Below are 12,356 nucleotides of genomic sequence, written 5' to 3'. Positions count from 1 at the left end.
TTTTTAATTAGATATTGTGGGATAGTTTTATAAACAAAAAAGTAAGACAACATTTGCTGCCTTACTTGTAGTTATTAAGATAGTTCTTAATATCAGATTGATTGCCAATTATGGATTTTTTGGCGGAACATGTGAGCCTTCACCACCAGTATCATCACCTGGAGGCTGATCACCAGGATCTCCATCTTCACTATTAGTTACATTTACAGTAGTAGATGTTCCGCCGGTGCATGATGTATTTGAAGGACTTACAAGTCCTAAGAAAAGGGCAATAAAATATGGAATAAACATTTTGTCAAAAATTTAGAAATCGAATACTAGGCAGAGTACCCGCGAACCATTCGCGGGCCTTTCTACGGATTGTATCAGAAGGCCTTCTGAAATTTTTGGGAAGTGGTGAGTGTCTGTCGCGGGAGCTAATAACTGCTTCCCAAACCGGCTAATAACGACCGCGATTTCTACTCGTTTTTTAACATTTAGTTCTTGCTAGGATTATCGTTTGAATCGTTGCTTGAATTAATTGTTGGGACAAATATCTAAGCTTCAAATCGCTAGTTTTCAGATAATTCCAAAGATTCTAAAGAATTCTTTTTAAATTCCAAAGGATTCCGGAAACCCGTAAGGATTCCAAAAATTCCATTTTTATTTTTACGCTTAAATTTTTTTGAAAAATGCCTGAAGATTATCAAGACATAGTATTGGCTGCCTATAAAAAGATGAAAGATCATGGGAGGCTGCATGGAATTTTGCCTAGAGAAACAACTACTAAATTAAGAAGTGCATGTTTGAAGGTTTACGCAAGTAGGCACGATCCAAAGGACCTGGATATACTTGCAACTTTTTTTGATGTAGATAGAATGGTTTGCGATATCCAAAAAAAATTAAACGAATCTGAGCCTGATGATTTTAGACCTCTTTGGAACCATATTACTGGTGGAACAGTTACAACTGAAGAGCGAAATACCGATCTTCTAGCATGGTTAATAGATTTGGAACCTAGGCCAAGCAGTTCTTATTATTTGAGTGCTGATAAAACAATTAAAATAGGTGGAAAACCTATAGATGATCTCTTTACCAATACACCAACACCAACAACATCAACAACTACAGGTGATGAGGAACTGATCCAGCCTGAAGGATCAACTTATATTCCGCGCTTCTCCCCCCGCTATATCACCATTGCCTGTATCCTTCTACTTTTTATTGGCTCTACCTCTTTTGTGGCATGGGAAACTCACACCCCTTCCCCTAGGAGGCCAAAAGCAGGTGAGAAATTTATGTACTGGGATGAAGATCACTATGAGCCGGTTAAAGATGATAAACAAAATGTTGGGGCACCAATCATTCCTTTAAATGTTCAAACTTTAACACAGCAAAGAAAAATTAATTTACCTGATACGCTAACGAGTTATTCAATTGGGAAAGTATGGTATAAAGGTCACGGAAAGGATCATGAGTTTTTTACGTCTGCGGGTATTTATCCCCCAGATACGGTTAGGACGCTGAAGAAACTTTCTCCTGGCATACTAAGAGATTATGTTTCTTATTACCGCTATTTACTTACCCGTTTAGTATGGTTTATTTGTGCCGCTTTTTTAGTAGGCCTTTGCGGGTATGCAGTGAGTAAGCTAGAGAAAGAAGTCGTCACAAAAGATGATTCTGAAGCGCAGGATTTGGAAAAATTATTGCCATTAGAGCAAGAACCCATAATTGAACAAACCGAAGGTTCTTTGGCCATGTAATTAATGGTAGAATGTTTAGTGCATTTTATATCGTGTTTTACGCAGCAGGAGTTTAACATTTAAATTATAGTTGCGGAATTGGAGTAATAGCATTTTCTGGAATTATTCCATAGAATTCCAATTGGTATGCTGCTAGAGGAAGGGCAAAGGATGGCTTAGGTGTGTGTTTTTCAACTGTGAATATTTAAATTTGAGCACACGCGGATGAAAACACCAGCTTTTGTATAACACCATGAATAACGATTTACATTTTGAACTTGCCTATCCAAATCAGTCGCTTAGTGATTTTGTGTATTGTTTCTCGTCTTTACAAAATTTCTCCAATCAAGAGCAGGCCGTAATCATCCCCAATGGAAAAATTGATTTGATATTTTCAACAACTGATGAAAATGATTTTAAAATTGCTTTGCTGGGCTTGGAAACCAGACCAAAATACGTAAAAGCCGAAGTGAACAGCTTTTATGCTGTAAGTTTTCATCCCTTAGCCATTGAATATTTGTTTGCCGAACCTATCGCCGAACTCATTGATACGGGGAAAATATTACCACCAGGTTTCTGGGATTTTAACATTGCAGACCTGAACGATTTCCAGGCATTCTGCATCAAGATTACAGCGAAAATCCATTCCATTTTACCTCAAAAAATAGACGAGCGGAAAAGAAAGTTATTTCAATTGATATTTGCTTCCAATGGAGAAATTTCCATTAGCGAGCTTGCCCAAAAGATATTATGGAGCCAGCGGCAGATCAACCGTTATTTTAAACAGCAGTTCGGGCTCTCTTTAAAATCATATTGCAAAATCCTTCGTTTTCAGGCATCTCTTGCGCATATTAAAAATGGTGAGCTTTATCCCAAACTTAATTTTACCGACCAGTCTCATTTCATTAAAGAAATCAAACAGTTTGCAGGGGTATCGCCAAAAGAACTTCATAAAAACAAAAACGACCGATTTTTACAATTTCTGGCTTACAAGGACGCGTAGTTTTGCAGTATAAACAACGATTTATGCAGTTAGAAAATAAAAAAATAGCTATTATAGGAGGAGGTCCGGGTGGACTTACCCTGGCGCGACTTTTACAACAAAAAAATATGAATGTAAAAGTGTTTGAAAGAGATAGAGATAGAAATGCCAGGGTGCAGGGATCTCCTTTGGATTTGCATGAACATTCCGGGCTGGCTGCATTGAGGGAAGCTGGTTTACTGGATGAATTCAGAAAAAACTATATGGTGGGTGCAGATAAGACCACCATTACCAATGAACAGGCGGAGATTGTTTTCAGCGACCATGAAAACTACCAGGAGAAAGCCTTTGGAGAGGAGCACTTTAGACCAGAGATTGACCGTGGCGTTTTGCGTAACCTATTAATCGATTCATTGGATGCTGAGCGCATCATTTGGAACAGCCAATTTATAGCCATGGAAAAACAGGGCGAAGGCTGGCTGCTAAATTTTAAAGATGGCAGAACGGAATATGCAGATATCGTGATCGGTTCAGACGGTGCAAACTCAAAAATCCGCCCTTACCTTACCAACATTAAACCTTTTTATTCGGGCATTACCATGCTTGAAGGTAATATCTATGATGCTGAAAAAAAGGTGCCGAATATTTCTGCTATCCTGCGCGGCGGAAAAATAATGGCATTTGGAAACGAGAAGAATATCCTGATGGGACAAAAATCGAATGGGGAAATTGGTTTTTATGCCAGTTTTAAAGCCGATGAGCACTGGGCGGAGAAGAGTGGTCTGGATTTTTCCAATAAACTGGAGATGCTCGAATGGTTTAAAAGGGCCTATGGAGAATGGAACGCGATCTGGCAGAAATTGTTTGAGCAGGCAGCTTTACCTTACATCTGCAGGCCGATCAACTGTATGCCGTTGGAACAAAATTGGAATGCGATGCCCAACCTGACGCTTATTGGTGATGCGGCTCACCTTATGCCCCCATTTGCAGGTGAAGGTGCAAATATGGCCATGCTAGATGCACTGGAACTGAGCCAGGTGCTATGCTCAAACCAACATGATGATATCCAGCATGCAATTGGGTTGTATGAAACCGAGATGCGGAAAAGAGCGGCTTTTAAAGCAGCGGAATCGCTCGAAAATGGAGAAAGGATGCATCATACAAATGCATTGGCTGTAATGACCAGTTTTTTTAGTGGAAAAGGTTAACGGCAAGCCAGAAATCTCAGTTTCCATTAAAATCTCCATTTTAAAAAATTTAAACCTCTTGGTCAGATCTGGCCAGGGGGTTAAGCTCAATCTATTAGATAAAATTAAAAATCCACGCATCAGGATTTAATCCGCAAGTTTATCAATACTTCTTGGTTCCAAGCTGGGCTTTTCATTCATACGGTGATGGTACTTTGATAACGTGTCATAAGCCAACCGGCGCACCCGCATAATGTTTCCCAAAGGGCGGTGTTCTGGCAAACAATGCAATGGATTATAATTTAATAAATCATCACCATATAAACCGCCTTCCGGGGACTAAAAGTATCTTGTGGTAAAATCGTCAGATTTGCAATGCTGGTAAAGTACTACCAATCGAAAGCAAAGTATAGTTTAAAAGGAACAAGCCATTAGCATCAATAAGGTAAGATATACATTTAAATACTACAATATCGTATATTAAAAAAATACTAGCTGTATGAACATTTGTATAATATATTTGCTGATTACTAGCAATGCTTTAGCGGTAAATAGACTTTTTTTGCTCCTCTAACCAATATACTTTGATATGAAAAAACAACATTCATTTACAAGTGTAACCAGGAAGGTTACCCTTGTTGTGGCAGCAACCATGGTGTTTGCAAGTGCTACATGCTTAACAGGCTGTAAAAAAGATCAAAAGACAGCGCCAGAGACGGTTGCTTCTGCAACTCCAGCAGACAAAGCCGCAGTTACAGAATCCTATCAATCAGGCACGCATAACGGCTTCTTTTGGTCGCTTTGGAAAAGTGACGGCGCTACAGGCACGGTTAATTATGCAAATGGTACCGGCGGAAATTACAGCGTGAACTGGAACGGATTTAACGGAAATTTTACTTGTGGTAAAGGTTATTCAGTAGGATCAGCAACCTACAAGATAGGATATAACCTGAGCACTTATGCTAACTCAGGCGGTGGTACTTTTGGCTGGTACGGATGGAGCAGAAGCCCTTATTATGAATATTATGTAAATGAAACCTGGGGCGCAGTTTCACCGCATACTGGTACTTTCCTGGGCACATTTGAGACCGATGGTGCAGGTTATAACGTATGGACGCGTTGGATGACTGGTAAAGATATTGATGGAGGGGATGGCTTCAGGCAGATTTATAGTTCGAGGGTTACCAAAACGTCTACTGCACAAAATCACGTCATTACTTTTGCCAACCACTACAACAAATGGAAAAGTTACGGATATACACTTGGTCAACTTAATATTCCTGCCATTATGGTTTCTGAAACATGGGGCACTAATACCAATGGCAATATTAACTGTACCATTTGGGCACAATAACTCTTATTTAAATCCATCACTTTCACCTACTGCCTGGCCATTAGCCAGGCAGTACAATTGCAGGTAATTGCCAATCAATTGCCTGAATTAAAATACTTTTAACCTTATTTAATCAGTAGTTATCATGAGATCCATACTTTATTTTCTTGCTTTTTTCATTTTTATCCTTCCCGCCTGCGATTCACCAAAACCTAAACACATAGATGAAAAAGGAAAAGCCCTAATTGGAAAATGGCATCGGTTTTCTACGGAAAATGGATACAGCGAATTTGATATTGATTCGCAATACGTGGTTTTTTATAATCAGAAGGTTGGCCGGTTCAAGCTTCCCTACAAAATAGAAAATGATTCTTTAAAGTACCTGACCAAACAGTATGTAGCGAAGATCACAGCTTACGGTGACTCCGTACTTTTAGAAGGCAATGACAGTACTAAAGCCGTTTTACACAGGTTTAAAGAACCTGATGCCCCTTTTAAAACAATACCTGAACAACAAGATTCTCTATTATTTGCATCATACCTGGCATATTTTGATAAAAGATTAATCCTTGAGTTTGAGAAAGCCGGAATAAAGATTGCTGATGGGGCAGAAAAGCCTTTGGAGCCTGCATACGAAGAACTGTTAAAGAAGAGAATAAATAAGTAAAAGATATTTAATGGTCTCTTAACACTTTCTGTTGGCAGTATCGGTCATATCTGTTCCCGTTCCACTGTGCCTGGATTTACTATTTATTTTACGTTCTTATTTAAAAGAATTTTTTTATTCATAAAATCATTTAAAGCATAAAAAAAAGCAGGTGATCGTTTTACGCATTCAGGTGAAGATGTATTAAAGGCCCAAGCAAGTTTTAACCAAATGGCTATGAACAATTCTACGTTATAGCCTATTGTAAATCTATAACGGGTTATTAGCGCTAAATAACTTATTTTAACCCTAAGTTTCCATCAGCTTTAGGATTTATAACATTTTTTTAATTACCAGTACTTACCTATTTTTGCAGATACGCAAACCGTTAAGCTAACCAGAATCAGCATGAAAACAGTCGTTCACGGATATGGAGTAGATATGGATTGGATGAAAGTCCTGGCTGATTCACTTGGTGGCAATCTGGAAAACGGCAGGATCACATGTCACCCGGCAGTGATGGAAGGCATTCTTTATGGATGTCAAATTAACCAGGATCTGAGTGCATTTTTTCAAGATGTTACCTATCACCAGGATATCAATTATCAGCTGCGGAATACTGATGACGATTTTGTAGGGATTTATTTTAACCTCACAGAAGGTGAAGCTGTTCAATTGATGGATAACGTTCAAAAACCAGTTGGCCGCTGGGCCTACAATGTAGCGGTTATGGATTCTACCCTACCGGGAGATTACCTGGTCAAATCCGGTAGCAAAACCTATTCCATCTCTATCTTTATCAGGAAAATGGCGCTAAGGCAAAACCTGCAAAAAATACCCAATTTCGAAGAACTCAAAGAGGCGCTGTTTGATGTAGCGCAAAATACGCTGATCAGATTTGAGCGGATGAGCAACCAGGCGTGGTTCCTGATGAATGAGCTGCGTAAAACAGGTTTCGGTCACCCGCTTTTCAATACTTATCTTACCGGTACCGTTTATGGTCTTATGGCCGATTATCTTGATCAGGTACTCCATCAGGAGATTATACTGGATAGGGTCTCTCAGGAAGATATTATCGGTATTATGACTTCTCAGTCTGCACTGATAGCAGCCATGAATGGAACTTTTCCGGGCATTGAGGCCCTGGCCTCATCGGTAAATATGTCTGAAACCAAATACAAACAACTCTTTAAAAAAATCACAGGTGCTACGGCAAATGCTTTTTTCCTCACCAATAAACTGGATACCGCTAAAGAAATGCTGGATTCCGGAAAGCACACCATTGCTGAAGTTGCAGAGGCCTTTGCATTTTTTGATGCCTCTCATTTCATCGAACAATTCAAGAAAACATATGGTTTCACTCCAAAAGAATACTTAACTTTATTATAATTGGAACTCACCAGAAAAGAATTTCTATACCATTATACCTTAACACCTGAATGGCTGCAAAAAATCTCGCAGAACCTGGGTGCAGCGTTGATAGATGGCAAAATGATGCGGATGCCACAGCAGCTGGCAGACGGTGCAGCGGTATTTCTGGAAGTAATGCCCGGGCTTTCTGTATTTCTGCTGGATATGCATTTTCATAAACCCATAGCCATTACACGGGTGCCCAAATCCGGGCTTTATATGGCTTATTATGATCTCGGTGAAGAGATCACCACACACCTGTTAAATGGAACGCCCCATAAAGCGGGTTATAGCTCAAAGTTAGGGATGGCCTTTATGGATTCTGGCATACCTGGCTCTATACTTCCCCCTGTGGGCGCAAGATCCTATAGTTTGCGTTTGCTCATCGCTAAAGACCTCCTCCACCAACTGGCCGCTCAAAATCATACCCCAAAGGTGCATGAAGCACTATTTGATGAATCAAAAAATACGCTTTACTTTTATAGCCACATTGATAGCCGAAGCAAGATTTTGCTTAACCGGCTGAAAGATAAAAATGTAGAAGATCCCTCATTCGAGTTTCATTTAAAATATACGGCCCTATTCCTGCTGGGGTATCTGGTGGAAAGGGCATCAAGATTCGATCCCATCATTAACAAGTTGTCTGAGCAGGAAATTCTGGCCATCAAGGCTTCTGCAGATGAGCTCATGAACGGGTTGCTCTCCGAATTTCCAAGTATTCAAACTTTGGCTAACACCGCCGGAATGTCTGTTTCCAAATATAAATTACTATTTAAAAAACTTCTTAAAGATAGTCCGAAGCAATTTTTTCTCAAAGAAAAGTTGCTCTTAGGGAAAGAGTTACTGGAAAGTGGTCATTTTGAAAGTGTGTCTCAGGTGGCCTACGAACTAGGGTATAGCAAGCCGGGATACTTTGCAGAAGTATTTAAAAAAACCTTTGGTATCAACCCCGGCACGCTAATACAATCACCATAAGCCTATTTCCGTCGCGTATTCCTACTATTATGGCTTATTTTGGCTAACGCTCCAGCAAGTAGATGATAATTTTGTACCATCAAAAATAAAGTTATGATCTTCAAAAAATATATCGTTATTGATGGCAATCCCATACTTTTCGGAAGCAACCTGATCCATGCAGAAGTGGCTGGAGAAAAACGCAAATCCGTAGAAAGCGCCGGCTTTGTTTACCTCGAATACACAGAGGGTAATCTAGAGGTGATATGTATGGGTGAGAGTACTTCCTTAAAAATAGCTAGCCGCGGAGAAATCGATGCCTCACTGATTTATAGTCTACTAAACTAAAATATCAGGTTCCTGTCAGTTAATCGCCGTGTGATCATCATAATTAATATCTTTTAATAAGGCACACGGAGCGTTAAATAGCCTACATTTTAAAATGGGCTATGAACGGGTTAACGTCATAGCCCATGGTAAAAAAATTCCGGTAAGGATTTATACTGTAATCTGTTCCAATAACTCAATGAGTGCCTTGGCTGCTGGTCCTGCAGATAAGGGGTTTTGACCCGTAATAAGCAGCCCATCTGTTTCTACATGAGAAAGGAAGGGTACCAGTGCCGTTTTTACGGTAGCGCCAAGCGATTCCAGTTTACTTTGCAGCAGATAGGGCACATGACCACTTCGGCCTACCATGGTTTCTTCGGTGTCACTAAAAGAAGAAATGGTTTTATCCTTTAAAAAACCTGGTCTTTGATGTTCCACGTTAAGTAACGCTGCTGGACCATGGCATACGGCTGCCACCGGTTTGCCCGAATCAAGAAAGTCAAGAATTAAAATTCCGCTATTGTTATCAACCGCTAAATCCCAGATTGGGCCGTGGCCGCCAGGATAAAATACTGCATCATAATTAGCCGAATGGATCTGATTCAATACGGTAGTATGCGAGAAAGCGGCCTTAGCTACCTCATCATCCTGATACCTGCGGTTAGATCCGGTCAGGTTTTCTGTCAGCTCGCTCATGGGGTCAACAGGTGGTCTGCCGCCTTTAGGGCTGGCCAGCGTTACCTCATAACCGGCATCAATAAATTCATAGTAAGGATCAGTAAATTCACCAAGCCAAACGCCTGTTTTATGATCTGTATTTTCCATCTCGCTGTGCGAGGTAAGTACCATCAATATCTTTTTCATAAACTGTTTTATTTAATATCCTCCGGATCAAGCTCATTGCCTTCTTCATCTACTTGCTGATGCTCATTCCAATTCGAATCTTCATGAGGTTTCACTTCAGGATTAACATTTTCGGCTGGTGCTTTCTCCTCTTGTTCTTTGGGATCTTTCATGTTATGCATTTTAAGTTTCAATCATAACAAGGTTGATGGGTAATGGTTGCAGGAATGTTGAAAAGATTAATTTTCCGTGGCAATAGGTTGGTGTATAAGCTTGCGCACAGTTAAACTTTATGACTGATGTTATCCATACGTTTTTTTCCAGGCCAGCTTATGTTTGAGGTATAGGGGATCGGCTTCTGCCTTTTTCCAGCATTGGTAAAATATTGCTGCAGATTCGGCTTTTTGAGGATCGCCCGTGCCGCGATCAAGCGTTGCATATTCTTTTTCCTTGTCGTATTTTCGTCCGCCTTTATAATTGGCATAACGCCTGGCCCTGGTGTATCCCATCTGAAGATATTTTCTAGCCATATCTGCCCCAACAAATTCTCCATGTTTAAGGTAGGTATAAAAAAGCGCCATAATCTTTTCGCTGCTTGAGGTGGCAATTTGAGGTGTTTTAAAGCGCCAGTACTGACCAATTTCTGATTTATAAGGCTCACAAATCAGCACCCCTTGTTCGCCTTTACCCACCTGGTACTTTTCAGGGTGTTTACGGTAATCGATGTCGGGCTTCCAGGGATAATGATCGTGGTCAAAGTTAAGGTAAGATGGCTGGTTAGTTGTGCTCATATCTTGGATTTTGCAAAATGCAGATCAGCAGTTACAGATGCTTATAATGCTATATGATAACAGCCAGGCAAGAAATAGGTTTGGAAAACGGGTGAAGGCTAGCCCAAAGGGATGAGGTCATTAATCATCCTGATGGCGCCTTTTTTTAAATGATCTGCTTTAAATTGAAAAAAAAACTAATCAAATGGCCTTAACATCCATCACCACCTGATCAAATTCTTCTCCAGATACCAGCGCTTTGGCCTTAATCCGCATTTTATAAATATAAATAGTGTTTACGGAGTATTCCAAAATAGTGGCAATGGCCTGTAAATCAGTGATTCCAAGCCTGATTAGTGCGAAAATTCTGAGTTCAGTATTCAGCAATTGCTGATGTTTTGGCCAGATCTGGTCTTGGGGTGCGAGCATGGCATTCAACACCGCTACAAAATTGGGGAAAATACTAATGAACACCTGATCGAAAGTATTGAAAAGCACCTCCCTTTCCTTTTTGATATTAATCTCATTCAGCGAATGAAGTGCTTCCTGATACCGGCCAGTCATCAGTTTGCGTTCCATACTTTTTTTCTGTTTGTCTAGTTTTACAATATAGCCCGATATCAAATCAAAAAATTGACCAATATACCTTTCCTTAATTGTAGCATATTCTCTTAGCTTTTCATTAATGGTCTGCAGCTGTTCATTAACCGCTTTTAATTCATTGTTTTTTTCTTCGATAATCTGTTCCTTCGCCTTGAGTTTTCTGAGCTGAATAAAAATCATAAATAACACCAGCGAAATGATGATGGTAATCAGGGAGATCATCAAGAAATAATTGATGAACCTGTCCTTTTGTTTCTGCGTGGCCAGGTTTACCTGGGTGGCCATTTCGGGCAATAATGATTCAATCTTTAATTTTCTGAGGCGGTTTCCATAAAATCCAGCATCATCACGAGAACGTTGAATAAACAGATAGGCATTAGACAGGTCGCCATGGTAAAATAAATCCTCTGCCAGTAATAGGGTAGCCAGCGTTTCCTTGGTAGAAGAACGGATATCGCAGATGGCAGATTCGGCCAGAACCTGTACCCTTTTTTCATGATCTGCATCCTGCTGATAAAAAGCCGCCATAGCGGTCAATACCCGGGCACGGTCATGTTCATTAATTTGATCCTTTTCCAATATCTCCAAAAAGTATAAGGGCGGCTGGCGGGTTTGTCCGGAAACTACCTGCCTGTTGCCAAGCGTAAAGCGCAGTTCAAAGGAGTTGGGTGAACACAGCTTAATCGCCGAATCTAGGTAATGAATGGCTTTTTGGTTATAGCCAGGTGTAAAATTTGCATCACTATTGTAAATGGCCAGGTTAGAATAAGCACCCGACTTCAGTCCATAGTACTCATATTTCATCCTGTTGTCCAGAACAGATACATCAATCTCTTTTAAATAGTCAAAGGTTTCTTTAAACAATCCGGCATGAAGCAGGAGCGATGCCATTTTAATCTTGCTGAAGTTAATCTTGACCAGGTCTTTTTGTGCCGTACTCCAATCAAGCATCTTTTTTCCATATACAAAGGCAGAATCGAACTTATAATATTCGTATGCATTAAATAAGTCTGTATAAATAGCATAGTAATTTGCAGGTTGATGGTGTAACCTGGCTTTCATACTTTTGATCTGCTGAAGCTTGATCTTATCATAATCCTTCTTTTTCAGGAGCTCCTGTTTCAGTACATTCAGTATGCTATCTCGCGGAGCAGATAAGCTTATTGTACAGCAGATGAGAATCAAAAAAAAGCACAGGTAAAACGATTTCATGTTAAGCTATAGGGTTTATCAAAATTATATTAAAATATGAAAGCAGCATACCCGGCTGCAATAAAAATGTAAATCCGCTTCGGGTACATTAATGGCCTTTCTCATTTTATTTGGCAGCCCCCATTATTCTAAACTTGCGATTAAACCGTTCAAATACCCTAAAAAGAGTGGTAAAAGCACCTACATACATTTGAATCAGTACCAATATTTAACGATTATTTTGATAAAACCATTTATACATTTTTAAATCCGTTAAAATGTAAAATATTGATTATTAATAATTTGTGTTTTTAAATACCTGTGTTTTGCTTATATAAATCCTTTTCCACAGCTTAATCTGGATGATTCGCAGCACCGATTGGCTATTT

General features: G+C 39.8%; 13 protein-coding genes. 8 read left to right on the top strand and 5 right to left on the bottom strand.

What is annotated here, in order from left to right; translation table 11 throughout:
- Window positions 1-108 precede the first annotated feature (108 nt).
- Window positions 109-291 carry a hypothetical protein gene (locus AN34_RS00735; RefSeq protein ID WP_029281268.1) on the bottom strand — a complete coding sequence of 61 codons (183 nt, stop codon included), beginning with the start codon at window positions 289-291 and terminating at the stop codon, window positions 109-111.
- Between the two features lie 380 nt (window positions 292-671).
- Here AN34_RS00735 and AN34_RS00730 point away from each other — a divergent pair, with 380 nt between their 5' ends.
- The 8 genes from AN34_RS00730 (at window position 672) to AN34_RS00695 (ending at window position 8,581) form a co-directional block, all read left to right on the top strand.
- Window positions 672-1,742 (top strand): hypothetical protein, encoded by a 1,071-nt coding sequence (locus tag AN34_RS00730; RefSeq protein WP_029281266.1) that lies wholly within the window; start codon window positions 672-674, stop codon window positions 1,740-1,742.
- Between the two features lie 232 nt (window positions 1,743-1,974).
- Window positions 1,975-2,724, top strand: a complete 750-nt coding sequence (locus AN34_RS00725) for an AraC family transcriptional regulator (protein WP_029281264.1) — start codon at window positions 1,975-1,977, stop codon at window positions 2,722-2,724.
- A 23-nt stretch (window positions 2,725-2,747) separates the two neighbouring features.
- A complete protein-coding gene (locus AN34_RS00720) occupies window positions 2,748-3,911 on the top strand; it encodes an NAD(P)/FAD-dependent oxidoreductase (protein WP_029281262.1) in 1,164 nt (387 codons plus the stop codon).
- Window positions 3,912-4,479: 568 nt separating this feature from the next.
- A complete protein-coding gene (locus AN34_RS00715; RefSeq protein ID WP_051666116.1) occupies window positions 4,480-5,244 on the top strand; it encodes a glycoside hydrolase family 11 protein in 765 nt (254 codons plus the stop codon).
- 124 nt (window positions 5,245-5,368) lie between these two features.
- On the top strand, window positions 5,369-5,890 hold the full coding sequence (locus AN34_RS00710; protein ID WP_029281258.1) for a hypothetical protein: 522 nt from the start codon (window positions 5,369-5,371) through the stop codon (window positions 5,888-5,890).
- 387 nt (window positions 5,891-6,277) lie between these two features.
- Complete coding sequence (locus AN34_RS00705; RefSeq protein ID WP_029281256.1) at window positions 6,278-7,258, top strand: AraC family transcriptional regulator; 981 nt, start codon at window positions 6,278-6,280, stop codon at window positions 7,256-7,258.
- Window positions 7,259-8,254, top strand: a complete 996-nt coding sequence (locus tag AN34_RS00700; protein WP_029281254.1) for a helix-turn-helix domain-containing protein — start codon at window positions 7,259-7,261, stop codon at window positions 8,252-8,254. It abuts the gene before it with no gap.
- 93 nt (window positions 8,255-8,347) lie between these two features.
- On the top strand, window positions 8,348-8,581 hold the full coding sequence (locus AN34_RS00695; protein WP_029281252.1) for a hypothetical protein: 234 nt from the start codon (window positions 8,348-8,350) through the stop codon (window positions 8,579-8,581).
- Window positions 8,582-8,731: 150 nt separating this feature from the next.
- Here the strand turns inward: AN34_RS00695 and AN34_RS00690 are convergent, their stop codons facing one another.
- The 4 genes from AN34_RS00690 to AN34_RS00680 all read right to left on the bottom strand — a co-directional run bounded on the left by AN34_RS00690 (window position 8,732) and on the right by AN34_RS00680 (window position 11,988).
- Window positions 8,732-9,424: a type 1 glutamine amidotransferase domain-containing protein gene (locus AN34_RS00690; RefSeq protein WP_029281250.1), complete on the bottom strand. Its 693-nt coding sequence runs from the start codon at window positions 9,422-9,424 to the stop codon at window positions 8,732-8,734.
- 8 nt (window positions 9,425-9,432) lie between these two features.
- Window positions 9,433-9,576 (bottom strand): hypothetical protein, encoded by a 144-nt coding sequence (locus tag AN34_RS21530; protein ID WP_157263143.1) that lies wholly within the window; start codon window positions 9,574-9,576, stop codon window positions 9,433-9,435.
- 129 nt (window positions 9,577-9,705) lie between these two features.
- A complete protein-coding gene (locus AN34_RS00685) occupies window positions 9,706-10,194 on the bottom strand; it encodes a DUF4385 domain-containing protein (protein ID WP_029281248.1) in 489 nt (162 codons plus the stop codon).
- A 180-nt stretch (window positions 10,195-10,374) separates the two neighbouring features.
- Window positions 10,375-11,988: a DUF6377 domain-containing protein gene (locus AN34_RS00680; protein WP_051666114.1), complete on the bottom strand. Its 1,614-nt coding sequence runs from the start codon at window positions 11,986-11,988 to the stop codon at window positions 10,375-10,377.
- Between the last annotated feature and the right edge of the window lie 368 nt (window positions 11,989-12,356).

This window comes from Pedobacter sp. R20-19 (assembly GCF_000708265.2).
GTDB lineage: Bacteria > Bacteroidota > Bacteroidia > Sphingobacteriales > Sphingobacteriaceae > Pedobacter.
Note: the sequence above shows the minus strand (reverse complement) of the source record. Positions and strands in the feature narration are given on the sequence as shown.

Coding starts and splice junctions, on each gene's coding strand:
- AN34_RS00735 (WP_029281268.1), bottom strand. CDS start 291: ATGTTTATTCCATATTTTATTGCCCTTTTCTTAGGACTTGTAAGTCCT.
- AN34_RS00730 (WP_029281266.1), top strand. CDS start 672: ATGCCTGAAGATTATCAAGACATAGTATTGGCTGCCTATAAAAAGATG.
- AN34_RS00725 (WP_029281264.1), top strand. CDS start 1,975: ATGAATAACGATTTACATTTTGAACTTGCCTATCCAAATCAGTCGCTT.
- AN34_RS00720 (WP_029281262.1), top strand. CDS start 2,748: ATGCAGTTAGAAAATAAAAAAATAGCTATTATAGGAGGAGGTCCGGGT.
- AN34_RS00715 (WP_051666116.1), top strand. CDS start 4,480: ATGAAAAAACAACATTCATTTACAAGTGTAACCAGGAAGGTTACCCTT.
- AN34_RS00710 (WP_029281258.1), top strand. CDS start 5,369: ATGAGATCCATACTTTATTTTCTTGCTTTTTTCATTTTTATCCTTCCC.
- AN34_RS00705 (WP_029281256.1), top strand. CDS start 6,278: ATGAAAACAGTCGTTCACGGATATGGAGTAGATATGGATTGGATGAAA.
- AN34_RS00695 (WP_029281252.1), top strand. CDS start 8,348: ATGATCTTCAAAAAATATATCGTTATTGATGGCAATCCCATACTTTTC.
- AN34_RS00690 (WP_029281250.1), bottom strand. CDS start 9,424: ATGAAAAAGATATTGATGGTACTTACCTCGCACAGCGAGATGGAAAAT.
- AN34_RS21530 (WP_157263143.1), bottom strand. CDS start 9,576: ATGAAAGATCCCAAAGAACAAGAGGAGAAAGCACCAGCCGAAAATGTT.
- AN34_RS00685 (WP_029281248.1), bottom strand. CDS start 10,194: ATGAGCACAACTAACCAGCCATCTTACCTTAACTTTGACCACGATCAT.
- AN34_RS00680 (WP_051666114.1), bottom strand. CDS start 11,988: ATGAAATCGTTTTACCTGTGCTTTTTTTTGATTCTCATCTGCTGTACA.